Here is a 16,751-nt window from a genome sequence, read left to right on the forward strand (position 1 = left end):
AGTCCTCAGTAACGAAACAGTCGCCAGGCCAGGAGCCGGGCTACTGCAACGATCGCTTTGGCAATCAGGTAATACAGCACCGCGGCCATGGCGAAGTATTCGAAGGTGCGGAACGTTTTGACGTTGTAGTCCTGGGTCACGCCGGTGAGGTCATTGTTCAGTCCCACGATCACGCCCAGCGAGGTCATCAGCACGGCCCAGACCATCTGGTTGGTCAGCGGATAGAACACAATGCGCAACAATTGCGGGACGACGATCATGCGGTAGGTCTGGAATGCACTCATGCCCAGCGAGCGGGCGGCCCGTACCTGGGTTTCGGGCACGGCCTTGAGGCCGCCACGAAAGTTTTCGGCCAGGTAACCGGCGTTGTTGAACGTGATCCCGGCCAGCAGGGCGATCCATGAACTGACATGCAGGCCGAGGGAGCCAAGGCCGAAGTACAACACATAGATCTGGAACAGCGACGGGGTGTTGCGGGCAATGGATACCCAGGTATTGCCGATGCCGCGCAACCACGGGTTCTTGGTTTCGCGCATCACGGTCAGCGCCAGGGCGATCACGACGCCGAAGATCATGGACAGTGCTGCGGTCTCAAAGGTGACCAGGGCACCTGCAAGCATGTCCGGCAAGGCGCGCATTGCAGATCGCCATTGGAAGGTGTAGTCAAACATGGGCGTAGTTCTCCAGTGAGACAGCAGTTTGCAGCCACAGCGGCAAGCGACCGCTGGCCGTGGCGCTGCACGCCGCATCCACACACTCGGCGAGGCTGGCGAAGTGGACCTTGCGCCCCACAAGGCCAGGTGCGTAGTGGGCGTATTTGCCCGAATTGGTCATCAGGTTTTGGGCGGACGGCGGGATCACCGGCTCACCCAGCATGCACCAGCAGGTATCAGTGACCAGCGTGGCGCCGAAGGCTTCGAGTTCGGCGATATGCCCGGCTTCGCGTGCCTGCTCCAGCACGGCACGGCCACAGGTGATCGCCAGTACCACATCAGGGTGGCGATGACGGCCCTGGCACAGGCCGGCCAAATGGGCGAACTCGCTCAGGGAAAAATGCGGGTTGCCCAGCGACACAACATCGACCCGTGGATCACAGGCACTGTTGAGTTCATGCCAACTGGTCAGCAAGTCCTTGAGGCTGACCTTGATCACAGTTACTGGGCCATCCAGTACAGAGGCCGGATCCAGCGCTTCGGGGGTAACGCCGGCGATATGAAACAGCGGGGCGGCGCTGGTGGTGGCAAAGGCCGCACCGAATGCTTTTAGATGGTCGAGATCAGGGTGGTGCTGTTCCAGCCCCGACACCAAGGGAATGCGACTGCCCGCCAGAGCACCGACGTGGTACCCCAGCAAGGGATAGAAAGCGTCATCGAGGTCAGCCAGAGGCGGCAGTTCGATGTGTAGGCGGGCCTTGCGCTGGCTTTCCAGGTGGCAGCCAATCAGCGGCGCGCGGCCGGTGAGGGCAATGCAAATATCCAGGTAGTCGGGGTACTTGAGTGTGCGCGCACCCAGCACGCTGTTGGCATAGACCACGGCATTGGATTCGGCCCAGACAATTTGCTCGCCCGCCTTGGGCGCACTGTCGAGCAGGTAGGGCGCACAGGTGAAGCTCAGTTGCGCACCCATGGCCATATAGGCATCGCCCAAGGCGCTGGCCGGGACGCCGAGTGCCGGGTCGATCCCCAGTTCACGCCAGCGGCGCTGGTCAACGGAAATCGAGTTAAGGGTCGTGGGCACCCGCACCTTCGCGCCCCATTCCACCAGTTGTTGAGCAAAGCGCAGGCTCGCAGGCCCGGTATAAATGCAGCCGTCGATATGCGCCTGGGTAATGTCGATCAGTTGCACGGCGCCTTGCAGCTGCGCCATGCGCAAAACGATTTGCATGGCAACTTGTGCGGCCTTGCCGTGGTGGCCATCCAGCAGTGCCCGATCGTCTTCGGTCAGCTCGATTCCGTTGCTTGAGTCTTCAACGTGCACTTCGCGATGTGAGGGTGCGTCCGTATCGGCGGGCAGCGCGTCGAACAGACCCAGGTGTGTGCCATTGACACTGGCGAATGCCTTGCCGCGCAAACCGGCAAAGGCTTCCTTGCCGATGCACAGCACCGGCAAGGAACGTTCGAACAGGGTCTGGGCTACCAGCACGCCAAGGGTCAGGATCTCGTCGGCCTCAGCCAGCACCAGCGCGGCGGGGGCATGACCGTTGCTGATCAGTTCCATTAGCACGCTGCTCCCGGTACAAGAGCCGCGCCCGCTTGGAATCGCCAGTATCCGGCCAGCCAGGCATTCGCCACTGAGCGGGTGGTGACGGTCAATCACCTCGCCGCTGAACGGGTCGACGCCGCCCCAGAAGCTCAGGCCGACATCGGCGTAGAGCAGTGGGCCAACAGCCGCACCCTCAACCAGGCTGCGACCGGAGAGAGAAGTAATCCCGGACATGCTGGATACCTTAGTAGTAGACGTGAGGTACGGTCAGATCAGCCGGTGGAATCTCGGTACCGACCCATTTGACCCACAGCTCTTTGTAGCGTCCGGTGCGTACTTGCTGGTTGACGAACAGGTTGAGGTAGTTGAGAAGGCCGTACTCGTTGCGCTTGGCGCCCAGGGAAACGTAATCAACCACGTAAGGTGCGTTACCGGCGACTTTCAGGTTTTTGTACTTGCCAGACTTAATGGTCGCCGCGGCCACGGTGTTGGTGACGACGGTGGCTTCGATATGGCCCTGGGCAACGGCGAGCAGGGTATCGTTTTGCGACTGATAGGCACGGAACGATCCGTTGCCCCAGCTCTTCACATCTTTTTCCAGGGCGATGGCTTCATAGGTGCCGCTGGTATTGCCCACGGCCTTGCCCTTGAGGTCTTCAAAGCTGTTGATGCCGGTGTTGTCGCGGGTCAGCACTACCATCTGGAAAGCGAAGTAAGGGATGCTCAGGCCCACCGTCTTGGCGCGCTCCAGGGTGTCGGAGGTGGATGCCACGATGACGTCGGCCCGGCCCGAGACCAACGCCGGGATACGGTCAGGGAAGGGGGTCTCGACGATTTCAGCATCGACTCCGAGCACCTTTGCCAGATCGTTGCAGTAGTCCACATCGAAGCCGACCGGCTTGTTGGACTCATCACGCGAGCCCATCGGCGGGAAGTCCAGGGTAACGGCGCAGCGCAGTTTGCCGGATCCAATGATGTCGTCGAGCTTGTCAGCCTGGGCCGTGGCGACAAATGAACTACTTAGAACAGCGCTGAGGGCTACGGCAAGTACGGGGTTTTTCATGGAAGCCTCGGAGTCGTTGAAGTGCTGTTGAAAATCGGATTGAGGATTTCGTATACGATATTTAATTAGCAAATCGTGTGCCGATTTTCCTGCAGGCCCGCAAATAGTGCGCAGGCGGTGATTTTCGGTTTCCAAGGTGGTGACGGCTTGCGAAATTGAGGTGCTGTGTAGCGGGGCGGTGTTACAGAAGGGAGCATTCGCACAGGAAATGCCCCACAAGGAAACATTTGAGAAAGGGTCATGCAGGTAGTGTGGGCGAGCGCCTGCAACATTATTGGCGCAATGCCCTGTCGAACTGGGTTTTGCACGCCCAGGCGATAGAGGCTCATCTTCAACGAAGTGCCCGGCAACCAAGGCGTCGTTCAGAAGCAGGGTGATCACTGGCGATGCGGAAGGCGAGTGGCCAAGGACCGGAACGTTGAATTCAAGGCGGTCCACGGTCGTCGTCATTCGTTGGGTAAACACGTTGGGTAAACGAATTCGTCGAGGGCTCAAACACTGCCGAATGAGCGCAGGGTAAAGCGCGCCGATGGCGGGAAACGGGCCTCCAGCGCCTTATTGTCGGGGGTTGTGTTGGAGGTTTTCCATGCATCGAGGTACTGCACGACGGGCTTGTTTTGCGAGTCCAGTACGACCACGGCATTGAAGTCATGAGCGGATTCGCCAATCAAGGGAATGATGTAATTGTAAGTACTGACAATACAGGATCGTTCACCGTTGACTTCATAGCGCCTGAGGACCTCGGCACTGACCTCGTCAATAGAGAAGAGCGGGTACGAACTGGGCAGTACTTTACCGAAGATCACTTCATCAACCACATCGCCCTCCAGGCCTATATGAGGCTGTGACGTGTTTTCAGTACGCAGGATGCTGGCGTTGTTCTCAATGTTGTAATGAACGCATGCCGATAACAGGCAGCAGTTACCTGAATAATGGAGATAGGTGAAATTGGTGAAGCTGGCGAGTTGACGAAGGCTTTCGATGTCGAGGTGTTCAGGCAGGGGGGAAGGGTCGGTGGCAATGTGCAGGGACTGTTTGATTCTGTTCAGGTCATGGGTTTCATTGTCTTCAATCTGGCGCTGGGTGAAGCGCAAGGCTTGAGCATGATCCTGTGCAGCGGGGCCAAATACTTTCATGGGCAATGTCCGTTCAAGTTCACGGGTTGGCGAGGTCAGGGATGACAGTCGCGTCAGCTGCCAGTCCCGAATCACGGCTGCGCTGCAGCCGGTTCAGGCATTAGTGAGCCAAACCGCAAATCTGTTCCATCAACGCGCAGCAGCCGGACTAGGGGGTGCCCAGGTTGTTGACGTAAAAACCGCTCAAGCGAAACTCACTGGGGGACAGGGAGAAGGCACGACGGAACAGCTTGGAAAAATAATTGGGGTCGCCAATCCCCACTGACAATGCCACCGCCTTGATCGACAGATCGGTCAATTCGAGCAGGTGCGCCGCACGTTTCATGCGTTCGTGCAAAACATACTCTGCCGGTGACATACCGGCGTTGCGAGTGAAAACCCGAGAAAAATGGGCACGGCTCAAGCCGGCGATGCGGGCAAGACTGGCCACATCCAGCTCATCCGTGACTGTGGGGTGAGTGTGTCTGTCCGGCCCCGTTTGCAGGCAGGCGTGCACATGATTCTGGATGGTCGCGACCACACCTGAACCTCGGGTGGGGAGCGTGCAATCCTGTACGCTCAAATCATCATGCAGCAGCATCAGTGCGTCATAAGCCAGCGCGGATGCCCGGCCTGCGGTCAGGTCCGGGGTGTGGATCAAGGTATCAATAGTAGTGGCAAGCGCGTCAATGGTCTGGTTGCTCAGCTGCAGCACCGGCCCGCGCTCTGCCAGCAATGCCCGTTGCAGCCGCAGTGCCTCCTTGCCGTACATGGCAATCCAGAAGAACTCCCAGCTTTTGCCTGCTTCCAGCCAGTAGCAATGGTCATGGGGAACCAGCAGCAACATGGTGTCCCCGGCGTGGAGACGGTAGTGGCGCCCCTCGAAACGCAAATTGCCTTCGCCGGCAAGGGTGTGCTGCAAGATCACAAAGGGAGTGTCCCCACGCCTGCGACCGTCCCAGCAATAGGAAGCATCCAGCGCCCGGTCGTAACCGGCATTGGTGGGCATGGTGTGCAGTTGGTGCCTGCCCCGGGGCAGGGAAATGACTTTCGTTGACGGCCCTCTAGCCATCATGTCACTGAGCACAAAACTACCCGTCATCGCATAAAACTCGTCTATTCAGGTGGTGGGTCGCCTCCTACCATAGGTATCAAGCGGTTCCCGGCTGGCCTCTACAGGCATGAACCGCGGTGATGCTCTGATATTTTTTTACCTGTGTCCACTGCGAATAGAACAAGGATAAGCAGATGACTTTCAAGACCACGAAGATCGCCCTGATAGGTGCCGGCTCCACGGTATTCATGAAAAACGTGCTGGGCGATCTGTTGCACATCGAACTGTTGCGCCATGCGCACATTGCGTTGATGGATATCGATCTGCATCGCCTGGAAACTTCGAAAATGGTGGCGGGCAAGATTGCCGAGTCCCTCGGTGTGTCACCTCGATTCGAAGTGACGACCGACCGCCGGCGTGCGCTGGAAGGGGCCGATTATGTGGTCACGATGATTCAGGTCGCAGGCTACAAACCGGGCACCGTGACCGACTTCGAGATCCCCAAGCGTTTTGGCCTGCGCCAGACCATCGGCGACACCTTGGGCATTGGCGGCATCATGCGTGGCTTGCGCACCGCTCCGGTGCTGGTGGACATCGCCAAGGACATGCGCGAACTCTGCCCCGGAGCTTTGATGCTGCAATACGTCAACCCGATGGCCATTAACTGCATGGCACTCAATCGCTTCGTTCCTGAGGTTCGTACAGTGGGGCTCTGCCATTCCGTGCAGGGCACGGCCAAAGAGCTGTCGCTGGATATCGGCGTGCCGATAGAAGAAATCCGATACCGCTGTGCCGGCATCAACCATATGTCCTTCTACACCTCGTTCGAGCGTTTGCTGGCCGATGGCAGTGTCGAGGATCTTTACCCGCGTATTCGCGCCGTTGTTGATGAAGGAAAGATCCCGGACTGGAATCGGGTGCGCTATGAAGTGTTCAAGCACTTCGGCCATTTCCCGACCGAATCGTCCGAACACCTCGCCGAGTACGTGCCCTGGTTCATCAAGCGCAATCGCCCGGAACTGATCGAACAGTTCAACATCCCGCTGGATGAATACCTGCGTCGTTGCGAAGAGCAGATCAGCGAGTGGGGCGTGCAAGAGCAGGCGCTGATCAACGGTGAGGGGCTCGAGGTGTGCCGCAGCCATGAATACGCCTCAAAAATCATCGAGGCCGAGCTCACAGGTATTCCGACCGTTATTAACGGCAACGTGATCAACGCTGGACTGATCGCTAATCTGCCAGATAATGCCTGCGTAGAGGTGCCCTGCGTTGTGGATCACAATGGTATTCAACCTACCCGAGTGGGCAATCTTCCGGTAGGTCTTGCCGCTCTGATGCAGACCAATATCAATGTTCAACTCCTGACCGTTGAAGCCCTGGCCAGCGGTCGTCGTGAACATGTCAAACAGGCCGCAATGCTTGATCCCCACGCGGCCGCAGAGCTGAGCCTCGACGAAATCGCGACCATGGTTGATGACCTGATCGAGGCCCACGAAGGCTGGTTGCCGCACTTGGGTTAAGCGCAGGAAACCTGCTGTCTTGGCCTGAAATTCTACCCGAAGTACCAGTCAAACTGTCTTGAACGGTGGCCAGCCCCTGCGCGATCTGCGGATCCGCCGGGCCTGGCGCTCAAGCTTGCGCGAGTGAGCACTCAAGGCACGTTTGTCCATAAAAACAATGAGTCCAGGGTGGACCTATGAACGTGACGCTCGGTACTGCAATTGGCGGGGTTCTGCCGTTTTTCAGATACGGCATGATCTTTTTATTCTACCATTTCATCACAGGCGGGACGGGACCTTTTCTCGCGGTTTGGCTGGGAGATGTCGGCCGACTGGATGCTGGCTCCATCGGTTTGATGTTCGGCACTCAGGCGGTGTTTGCAATGCTGTTTCAGCCGCTGTTTGGTGTGCTGAGTGATCGCCTGGATCACCGCAAGCATCTGTTGTGTGTGGTCATCGGTCTGCTGATCCTGCTGGCGCCTTTCATGAACTGGGTCTTTGCGCCGCTGCTACGCACCCACCTGATGCTGGCGGCACTGGTGGGGGGCGTGTACCTGGGGATTACCTTCGCCGCTGGAGGTGGCGCGCTGGAGGTGTACATCGAAAAAGCCTGCCGGGCCAACCATATACCTTATGGTCGGGTGCGGATGTTCGGTGCTATTGGTTTCGGCTTCTCGGCGGCGATTTCGGGGATGCTGATCAGCACCAGTCCCGAATCGATTTTCTGGATAGGCTCACTGTGTGCGGTGCTGATGGCCGTGCTTGTCTACCGGATCAAACCACGCCTGGGCGTCTTGTCCACGGGTGAGTCGGCGACGAAATCGGCACCGGTGTCCTATGCCGCCATCGGGAGCCTGTTGCTGGATAGGCGCTTCTGGTTTTTGGTGCTTTATGTGGTCGGTGTCGCCTGCCTGTACGACATTTTTGATCAGCAATTTGTGAATTACTTCCGCAGCTTCTTCAAGTCGCCACAGCAAGGCATGCAAGTGTTCGGGTTTGTCACCACGCTCACGGAGTGCATGGTTGCACTGGGCATGTTTCTGATGCCCGGCGTGCTGAGTCGAATCGGCGGCAAGAATGCCCTGATCATTGCGGGGCTGGTGATGTGGGTGCGGATCACCGGTTCAGGGTTCGCAACCACGCCTTACGAAATGGTGGCGTTGAAGATGCTGCATGCCCTGGAAGTGCCTCTGGTGTTTATCGGCATGTTCAAGTACATCGGGGATGTCTTCGGTACACGCCTGTCGGCAACGATTTACATGGTGGGGTTTGTCTTTGCCAAGGGGGTAGGGGCAACGCTGCTGTCACCCTTGGCTGGGCACATGTACGAAGTCTTCGGCTTTCGCCACACCTACATAGTGCTGGGGAGCTCGGCCTTGTTGTTCACCATCATCTCCATGTTCAGCCTCGACAGTGGCAAGCACAGGAAGCCTGCTCGGCTGGACTTGCGCAAGCCGCTAAACGTGGTGGTTGATGAGCAGGCGCTGCGGCCAGTAGGTGCCAAGTAACATTCCCGTCTGTACCCCGGCGCGTGGCCTGTTCGTCGGGCTGCGCGCCTTTTGGTTTCGGGGTCAGTGACTTTGGGGAAGGTGCTCGAACAGGGTTTTGCAGACCCCGGCGATATGCTCGTCCAGCAGCCCGACAGCCCGTTCCACATCGCCGGCGCGGCAAGCGTCGAGTATTTCCCGGTGTTCGTGATCAGCGCGGTGTTTGCCTGCCGACAAACTCATTTGCATGCGCAGATAACGCTCAAGCTTGTCGTTGACCGAGCGAATAAGGCTGATCATGAAGGGCCGCTGTGCCGGCTCGTAGAGGCAGGCGTGAAGCTCCCAGTTGAGTTCGGCCCAGCGACCCACGTCATCCTCGCCCACAAACTCCTGACAGATGCGTTCGGCGCGAGCGAAGGTGTCCGCGGTCATGTTGGGGATGGCCAGACGCAACAACTTGTCTTCGAGCAGCATGCGCACTTCAAACATCTGGGCCAGTTCGGCCTCGGAAATCCGTGTGACCATGGCCCCGCGATTACGCTGGAACATGACCAGGCCCTCAGCTTCCAGGCGCTTGAGCGCTTCGCGCACAGGAATCTTGCTGACATTGAACTGGCGGGCGATTTCGTCCTGACGAATAGGCTCATCTTCAGCGAAGTGCCCCGCGACGATGGCGTCGCGCAGATGCAGGGTGATGATTTCCGACGTGGAAGGTGAATTGCCCAGGTCGGGAGCGTTGAATTTTGGGTGGGCCACGGTCGTCATCATTCGCAGGTAAAAAAGATATGGTATACGAAATTTGACTGGTATTCCTTGTGCCGATGGTCGGCCGGGCCTTTGTGTAGCGCTGTTGTTGATTATTCCCCGCACCGATGAAATGAATCCGCACGAGCTTCCGTCTTTGTTCGCAACCGTTCCCGCGCAGTAACGCACACCTCACAACGCAGGGTTTGCGGGCTTCGAATGCCCTTTCTCGGTATGCCTCGCTTCACTTCAATCTGGTAAGGCCAATTCAATTAAATTAATAATTGGTCTTGCCAATATTTTTGGCTGCGTGTAGTTTTCGAGCCGTGATCATCCAAGCGGCACTCAAGCCTGCAAACAATAAGAGGAGATCCAGATGCCCTGTCTCTTCGTCTGCGTTGCTGCAGCCCCCTCTGTTTGTCACCCCTCTTTGAACTCGCCTGTACCCCGTAGCCCTTGGGCTAACGACGGAGAATAAAAAATGCTGACTGTGATTTGTAACGAGCCGCGCTCGCTCACCGCTATCGAAAGTCCGATTCCCGACCGCCAGCCCGGCGAAACCCTGATCAGGGTCAAGCGCGTGGGTGTGTGTGGCACCGACCTGCACATTTACACCGGCAATCAGCCCTTCCTTGAGTACCCACGGGTCATGGGCCACGAGTTTTCCGGCATCGTCGAAGCCAGTGAAGAGGGCAGTGGTCTGGTCGCTGGCGACGTGGTCTACGTCATGCCTTACATCTCATGTGGCACCTGCATCGCCTGCCGCCAGGGCAAGACCAACTGCTGCACCCGTATCCAGGTGCTGGGTGTGCATTGCGACGGCGCCTTTACCCAATACCTGAGCGTCGCCCATCAGTTCATCCACAAGGCCGAGGGTGTCACGCTGGACCAGGCGGCAATGATCGAGTTCCTGTCCATCGGCGCCCACGCTGTGAGGCGCTCGAACATTCAGGCCGGGCAACGCACGCTCATCGTCGGTACTGGGCCGATTGGTATGGCAGCAGCGATTTTTGCAGGATTGCGCGGGGCCATTGTCACCGTGCTCGACACCCGTGACGACCGCCTGGATTTTTGCCGCAAGCACCTCAATATTCACGCGGCAGTGAAAATTGGCGAAGGGGATAAAGAGGCGCTCGCCGACCTCACTGAAGGCGATTTCTATGACGTCGTGTTCGACGCCACCGGCAACGCCCGTGCCATGGAACGCGGTTTTGAATTTATCGCCCACGGCGGCACCTACGTCATGATCTCGGTGGTGCGTGACTCGATCACCTTCTCTGACCCCGAGTTCCACAAGCGCGAAGCCACCCTGATGGGCAGCCGTAACGCCACCGTCGAAGACTTCCGCTACGTTGAGCAATGCCTGCGTGATGGCTTGATCCCGGACCAAGCGCTCAATACCCACCGCATCCCGCTCAGCGAAGTCGTTAACCAATTCACCACGCTGCTGGATCCGCAGCAAGGCGTGGTCAAAGCCATCATCGAGTGCTAGGAGCGTGGTGATGAGCGATAGCCAATTTCCGCCGATCCTGCAATTCGGTACCAGTCGATTTCTTCAGGCTCACGTTGACTTGTTCGTGTCTCAAGCACTTGAACGTGGCGAAGCCCTTGGCCGGATCGCCGTAGTCCAGAGCACCGACAGCCCGGCCAGTACTGCGCGGACCGCAGCGTTGGCCAGCGGCACGCCGTACCGGGTGTTGATCCAGGGCATCGACAAGGGCCAGGTGGTGGAGCAGAGCCACTGGGCTTCGGCAATCTGCCGCGCCGTGCATGCCACCGAGCAATGGCCGCTGCTGCGCCAGGGCTTTGTCGAGCACGTCAAGGTCGTGGTTTCCAATACCGGGGACCGGGGTTATCAACTGGATTCACGGGATACTCAGGCGTTGCTCGCTGCGCATGCCCCGGCCCCGATCAGCTTCCCGGCCAAACTGTTGGTGCTGCTGCATGACCGCTGGAAACACAGCCCGCAGTCCACCTTGTCGCTGTTCCCCTGTGAACTGGTAGCGCGTAACGGCGATGTACTGCGTGACCTGCTGGTAGCGCTGGCGCGCAGTTGGGCGCTGGACGATGCATTCCAGACCTACCTGATACAGAACTGCCGCTGGGCGAACTCCCTGGTCGACCGCATTGTTTCCCAGGCCCTGGAACCGGTGGGGGCGGTGGCTGAACCTTATGCCCTGTGGGCGATCGAGCGCCAGGAGGGGCTGACGCTGCCGTGTAGTCATGACGCCATCGTATTGACCGATAGCCTGGACGATTTCGAGCGCCTCAAGCTGTTCACCCTGAACCTGGGCCACAGCTATCTGGCCGAACGCTGGTTGAGTGATGGTCGGCCTGCCACCGAGACCGTCTACCAGGCGATGCAAAACCCTGCATTGCGCGCCGACCTGGAAGCCCTGTGGGCCAGCGAAGTGTTGCCGGTGTTCGATGCCCTCGGCCAGCTCGACGCAGCCCGACGCTATATCGACAGCGTGCGCGAGCGCTTTGGCAATCCGTTTCTGCAACACCGTCTCGCCGATATTGCCGTTAACCATAAAGACAAGAAAGAGCGCCGTTTGCTGCCCCTGGTCGAACTTGCTGCACAGCTTGCGCCGGGTCTTGAGCAGCCGATGTTGCGGGCCGTCCTGCTCAGCCAGCACTGAGTGGCGCGCCATAACCGTTGAGGATCCACCATGAACCTTGCAAGCTCATCCTTACTGGTACTGACAAGCGGCGATGACGTCGCAGTCGCACGCGGCGATATCGCCAAAGGTCAGGTCCTGCATGCCGACGGCCTGGCCATCATCGCCCTGGCCGACATTCCTTCGGGCCACAAGATTGCCCTGCGCGGTGTGGCTTGCGGGCAGCCGATTCGCAAATACGGTCAGATCATCGGCCAGGCCTCCACCGTCGTGAAGCCCGGTGACTACGTCCATGTGCACAACCTTGATATGCCCACGAGCAGTTCGACTCACACGCTGGCCAACGTCTACCAGCCCACTGTTTTCAAAGACGACGACGTTTTCTTCGACGGCTATGTCCGTGCCGATGGCCGAGTGGGCACGCGCAATTACATCGGGGTCATTTCCAGCGTCAATTGTTCGGCCACGGTGTGTAAGCAGATCGCTGCGGCGTTCGATGCCGGCTACCTGCGCGATTACCCCAATGTGGACGGTGTGGTTGCAATCACCCACGGCAGCGGCTGTGGCATGGGCGCCAAGGGCGATGGCATCGAGATCCTCAAGCGCACCCTTCGCGGCTATGCAGATCATGTGAATTTTGCCGGTGTGCTGGTGATTGGCCTGGGGTGTGAAGTCAACCAATTGGCCCCGTTGATGGAGCAACTGGCCGATCGTCCGGCAGTACTCAAGGCCAGCCTGGTGATCCAGGAAGCGGGCGGTACCCGTGAAACCGTGCAGCGGGGAATCGCGCTGGTGCAGGCAATGCTGGCGCCTGTGAACAGTCAGCAGCGCAGCAATGTGTCGGCCCGACACCTCACTGTGGGCTTGCAGTGCGGTGGTTCGGATGGCTATTCGGGGATCACCGCCAACCCGGCTTTGGGGGCAGCGGTGGATCTGGTGGTACGCCACGGCGGTACGGCGATTTTGTCGGAAACGCCGGAGATCTATGGCGCCGAGCACTTGCTGACCGCCCGTTGCGCTTCACCGCAAATCGCTGAAAAACTGATGAGCCGGATCCATTGGTGGGAAGACTACGTGCGCCATCATGACGGCGACATGAACAACAACCCGTCGCCGGGCAACAAGGCCGGCGGCATCACCACCATCCTTGAAAAGTCCCTTGGTGCCGTAGCCAAGGCGGGCGCTACCGGCCTGATGGGGGTTTACGAATACGGCGAGCCGATCGAGCAAAAAGGCCTGGTGTTCATGGACACCCCAGGCTATGACCCCGTGTCTGCTACCGGCCAGGTGGCGGGCGGTGCGAACCTGATTTGCTTCACCACCGGTCGCGGCTCGACCTACGGCTGCAAACCGACGCCGTCGCTGAAAATCGCCACCAATTCCCAGCTGTTCAAGCGCATGACGCTGGACATGGATTTCAATGCCGGTGCGATTGTCGAGGGTACAGAGTCGGTGGCCGAAGCCGGTGCGCGTCTCTTCCACTTGATGCTCGCAACCGCGTCGGGTCGCCCCACTTGCAGCGAAGAAAACGGCATGGGCGACAACGAGTTTCTGCCGTGGCAAATCGGTGCGGTGATGTGACATGAGCCATTCCACTGAAACGATCGATATTGTGACCTGCGGCGAAGCGATGGGCTTGTTCAGCGCCCAGACCGACGGCAGCCTGCGTGAGGCCGAGCACTATGTGCGCGCCGCGGCGGGCGCTGAGCTGAATGTGGCCACCGGCCTGGCACGTCTTGGTTTTCGTGTCGGCTACATCAGCCGCCTGGGGGATGACACCCTCGGCCACTGGCTGCGCGAGGTCATGGCCCGTGACGGCATTGATCACCGGCATACCGCGCAAGACAACGAACACGCCACCGGCTTGATGTTCAAGTCGCGCCGTTCCGACGGGGGCGACCCGGACATCGAGTACTACCGCAAAGGTTCGGCGGCGAGCCACTTGAACCTGAGCGACTACCCGGCCGAGTACTGCCGCGCTGCGAAGCACCTGCATATCACGGGCATCAGCCCGGCACTGAGCGACAGCGTGTGCGAACTCATTGTGCATATGGCTCGCGACATGCGTGCCGCGGGCTGCAGCGTGTCTTTCGACCCCAATTTGCGGCCACGGCTCTGGGGATCGCGGGACAGCATGGTGGCTTGCCTGAATGATCTGGCCGGGCTCGCTGACTGGGTGTTCCCCGGTCTCGCCGAAGGCCGTTTGCTAAGCGGCCTGGAACATCCGGCGGACATCGCCCGGTACTTCCTGGCCAAAGGCTGTTCGCTGGTGGTCATCAAGCTCGGGGCCGAAGGTGCCTATTACGCCAGCGCCAATGAAAGCGGCTACAGCCCTGGCTACCCAGTGAGCAACGTCGTGGACACCGTGGGCGCGGGGGACGGTTTTGCCGTGGGCGTCATCAGCGCCTTGCTCGAGGGTTCAAGTGTTGCCCAGGCGGTGGCCAGGGGCAACCTGATCGGTGCCCGGGTGCTGGGCTTCCCGGGGGACAGCGATGGTTTGCCGACTCACGCAGAGCTGGCGAGGTTTGCCGAACACACCTGAAACGCAGAGTGAAGATGCCTGACCGCATCCTGGATAACACCTACTCCAACAATAAGAAGAGGTACGTTCCATGAGTTATCAAGAGTTGTATGACTCGCCCGCGCTGGCGAGCGGCGTAAAGAAAGCAGCCATCCGGCTGTTGCCGTTTCTCGCCCTGATGTACGCGCTGGCGTTTATCGACCGCGCCAACGTCGGTTTTGCCAAGATCGCCTATCAAGCTGACACCGGTATCGGTGACGCTGCGTTTGCCTTGGGCGCAGGTATCTTCTTTATCGGTTATGCGCTGTTTGAGGTGCCAAGCAACCTGATCCTGCAGCGAGTGGGGGCACGGGTCTGGATGGCGCGGATCATGGTCACCTGGGGCCTGGTTTCGGCGTCGATGATGTTCGCCACCAGCGAGACATCCTTCTACGTCATCCGCTTTTTGCTGGGGGTGTCCGAGGCAGGCTTCATGCCCGGGATCATCCTGTACCTGACTTACTGGTTCCCGGCCAAGCAACGTTCCCGAGCCATTGGCCTGTTCTACTTTGGCGTACCGGTGGCGATGCTGATTGGCAGTCCGTTGTCTGGTTTCATCCTTGACACCCACAACCCGTTCGGGCTGACCAACTGGCAGTGGATGTTTGTGGTCGAAGGCCTGGCTGCCTCGGTGGTCGGGGTCATTGCGTTTTTCTATCTGGCGAGCCGCCCAAGCGAAGCCAAATGGCTGACCGCTGAAGAAAAACACGCGATGAACACGGTCATTGAAGGCGAAGAAAAAGCCAAGGGCTACGCCAGCCACGGTTCGATCTTTGGTGTGCTCAAAGACAAGCGCGTGCTGATGTTTATTGCCATCTACTTCTGCGTACAGATCGGTAATGCGCCGCTGGCGTTCTACTTGCCGGCCAAACTGGCTTCGACCCTGGGCGGTCAGGTCAACACCTCGGTCGGCCTGCTGCTGATGATCCCCTGGCTGTGCACCATCGTCGCCATGCGTATCGCCACGGTGTATGCCGACAAGCACAACAACCATCGCCTGGTAGCATCTTCAATGCTTGCGGTTGGCACGCTGGCCTTTGCCTCGCTGTCGGTGATTAACACGCCAGTGCTGACGCTGTTGGCATTCTGCATCGCCATTCCGGGGCTGGTGGCCAGTCAGCCGGTATTCTGGAGCTTGCCGACCCGTCATCTGGGCGGCACCAGTGCGGCCACCGGGATCGCCTTCATCATTTCTATCGGCAACCTGGGCGGCTTTGTGTCGCCGCAGATCAAGGCCTACGCCGATGCGGTGACAGGCAACAGCAGCACAGGCTTTCAGGTTGTGGCCGCGCTGTGTTTTGTCAGCGTGTTGCTGTTGATGATGCTCAAGCGCACCCCGTCGACGGCGACCAGCACATATGTGCCGCCCGCCGACCTGACGTCTAGTCGTTCGTAACCCCGGCTGTACCTTCAAGGCCGGCCTGCACTCGCAGCTCGGCCTTTACCACTTCCATCGCCGCCGTGGGCACCCGCCCTTTGCGGCTGATCAGACCGAAGGGCATCAAGCGCGCCGACACCTTGACCGGCAGCGGTGCCAGCACGCCCAGGTCGCTGTAGTACTCCACCAGTGACAGTGGCATCAAGGCGACCATGTCGGTTTGCTGAAGCAGCGAGACGGTGAGCATCGTCGAGGCGGTTTCAAGCTGGCTGGCGGGAGCCTGTACCTGGGATTCGCGAAAAATCTGCTGGTAGATTTCCCGCAGCGGCGCGGGTTGTGATTGCACGACCCACGGGTAGCGGGCCAGGGTTTCAAGGGTGACTTCGCTGTTGTGCTGCTGCGGGTGACCGGTGCGCGCGACGATCTGTATCACCTCTTCATCGAATGCCTCGAAGTTCAGCTCATCGGTTGGCCAGCCATCGGTGATACGGGCAACGACCAGATCCAGTTGGTCGAGGCTCAAGGCCTGCAGCAATACGTCACTGGTGTCGATGACCACGGTGATGTTCAGCTTGGGATGGCGTTGGGTCAGTTGCGCCAGCGTGCGTGGTAACAGTCCGCCCACCAGTGATCCCATTGAACCGATGCGCAAGGTGCCGAGATTGCCCGATTGCAGGGCCGTCATTTCTTCGTGCAGACCGCTCAGGTCAGCGAATACCAGCTGTGCATAACGAATGGCTGCTTCCCCCAGTTTGTTCGCGACCAGCCCCTTGTGCGTGCGGGTAAACAGCGCATCGCCCACCAGACTCTCGAGTTCGTGCAGTGCCTTGGTCACCGCAGGCTGGGTCAGCGCCATGATGTGCGCAGTCTTGCGCAGCGATCCTTCTTCAGACAGGACAAACAGCAACTGCAAGTGGCGCATGCGCAGGCGGCTGCGAAACTGTTCCAGCGGGTTGATCATGGGGCTATTACCTGGAGTGATCGGCGTAGTCGAAACATTCAATTTCGCAGAGGGGTCATGCAGGACA

At 59.1% G+C, this 16,751-nt stretch carries 14 protein-coding genes; 7 read left to right on the forward strand and 7 right to left on the reverse strand.

Annotated elements, in window-relative coordinates:
• Positions 1-5 precede the first annotated feature (5 nt).
• The 5 genes from RGV06_RS00985 to RGV06_RS01005 all read right to left on the reverse strand — a co-directional run bounded on the left by RGV06_RS00985 (position 6) and on the right by RGV06_RS01005 (position 5,482).
• Entirely contained in the window at positions 6-671 is a 666-nt protein-coding gene (locus RGV06_RS00985; RefSeq protein ID WP_019827255.1) for an amino acid ABC transporter permease, read from the reverse strand.
• Positions 664-2,436, reverse strand: a complete 1,773-nt coding sequence (locus RGV06_RS00990; RefSeq protein ID WP_322149104.1) for an aconitase family protein — start codon at positions 2,434-2,436, stop codon at positions 664-666. The genes RGV06_RS00985 and RGV06_RS00990 overlap by 8 nt, the downstream gene beginning before the upstream one ends.
• Positions 2,437-2,446: 10 nt before the next feature.
• Positions 2,447-3,265, reverse strand: coding sequence for a transporter substrate-binding domain-containing protein (locus tag RGV06_RS00995; RefSeq protein ID WP_019827253.1), 819 nt, complete (start codon positions 3,263-3,265; stop codon positions 2,447-2,449).
• A 491-nt stretch (positions 3,266-3,756) separates the two neighbouring features.
• Positions 3,757-4,401: a T3SS effector cysteine hydrolase SpvD family protein gene (locus RGV06_RS01000; RefSeq protein ID WP_322149105.1), complete on the reverse strand. Its 645-nt coding sequence runs from the start codon at positions 4,399-4,401 to the stop codon at positions 3,757-3,759.
• Positions 4,402-4,549: 148 nt separating this feature from the next.
• Positions 4,550-5,482, reverse strand: a complete 933-nt coding sequence (locus RGV06_RS01005; RefSeq protein WP_037032591.1) for a helix-turn-helix transcriptional regulator — start codon at positions 5,480-5,482, stop codon at positions 4,550-4,552.
• Between the two features lie 146 nt (positions 5,483-5,628).
• Between RGV06_RS01005 and RGV06_RS01010 the strand changes: the two genes are divergently transcribed.
• Both RGV06_RS01010 and RGV06_RS01015 read left to right on the forward strand, forming a co-directional pair.
• A complete protein-coding gene (locus RGV06_RS01010; protein ID WP_322149106.1) occupies positions 5,629-6,954 on the forward strand; it encodes an alpha-glucosidase/alpha-galactosidase in 1,326 nt (441 codons plus the stop codon).
• A 176-nt stretch (positions 6,955-7,130) separates the two neighbouring features.
• Complete coding sequence (locus tag RGV06_RS01015) at positions 7,131-8,441, forward strand: oligosaccharide MFS transporter (protein ID WP_322149108.1); 1,311 nt, start codon at positions 7,131-7,133, stop codon at positions 8,439-8,441.
• 63 nt (positions 8,442-8,504) lie between these two features.
• Here the strand turns inward: RGV06_RS01015 and RGV06_RS01020 are convergent, their stop codons facing one another.
• Complete coding sequence (locus tag RGV06_RS01020) at positions 8,505-9,176, reverse strand: GntR family transcriptional regulator (RefSeq protein ID WP_019827248.1); 672 nt, start codon at positions 9,174-9,176, stop codon at positions 8,505-8,507.
• A gap of 469 nt (positions 9,177-9,645) precedes the next feature.
• On the opposite strand from RGV06_RS01020, the gene RGV06_RS01025 reads away from it, so the two are divergent.
• The 5 genes from RGV06_RS01025 (at position 9,646) to RGV06_RS01045 (ending at position 15,741) form a co-directional block, all read left to right on the forward strand.
• Entirely contained in the window at positions 9,646-10,656 is a 1,011-nt protein-coding gene (locus tag RGV06_RS01025) for a zinc-binding alcohol dehydrogenase family protein (RefSeq protein WP_019827247.1), read from the forward strand.
• 10 nt (positions 10,657-10,666) lie between these two features.
• Positions 10,667-11,806, forward strand: a complete 1,140-nt coding sequence (locus tag RGV06_RS01030; RefSeq protein ID WP_322149109.1) for a mannitol dehydrogenase family protein — start codon at positions 10,667-10,669, stop codon at positions 11,804-11,806.
• A gap of 30 nt (positions 11,807-11,836) precedes the next feature.
• Positions 11,837-13,366 carry a UxaA family hydrolase gene (locus RGV06_RS01035; protein WP_198821949.1) on the forward strand — a complete coding sequence of 510 codons (1,530 nt, stop codon included), beginning with the start codon at positions 11,837-11,839 and terminating at the stop codon, positions 13,364-13,366.
• Between the two features lies 1 nt (position 13,367).
• Positions 13,368-14,327, forward strand: a complete 960-nt coding sequence (locus tag RGV06_RS01040; RefSeq protein WP_046809303.1) for a sugar kinase — start codon at positions 13,368-13,370, stop codon at positions 14,325-14,327.
• A 70-nt stretch (positions 14,328-14,397) separates the two neighbouring features.
• Positions 14,398-15,741, forward strand: coding sequence for an MFS transporter (locus RGV06_RS01045; RefSeq protein WP_019827242.1), 1,344 nt, complete (start codon positions 14,398-14,400; stop codon positions 15,739-15,741).
• Here the strand turns inward: RGV06_RS01045 and RGV06_RS01050 are convergent.
• The gene (locus RGV06_RS01050; RefSeq protein WP_046809304.1) at positions 15,728-16,684 is read right to left on the reverse strand and encodes a LysR family transcriptional regulator; all 957 of its coding nucleotides are present in this window, start codon (positions 16,682-16,684) and stop codon (positions 15,728-15,730) included. The two genes, RGV06_RS01045 and RGV06_RS01050, sit on opposite strands and share 14 nt — an antisense overlap.
• Positions 16,685-16,751 lie beyond the last annotated feature (67 nt).

It is taken from the genome of Pseudomonas sp. CCI3.1 (assembly GCF_034313985.1).
GTDB classification, from domain to species: domain Bacteria; phylum Pseudomonadota; class Gammaproteobacteria; order Pseudomonadales; family Pseudomonadaceae; genus Aquipseudomonas; species Aquipseudomonas psychrophila.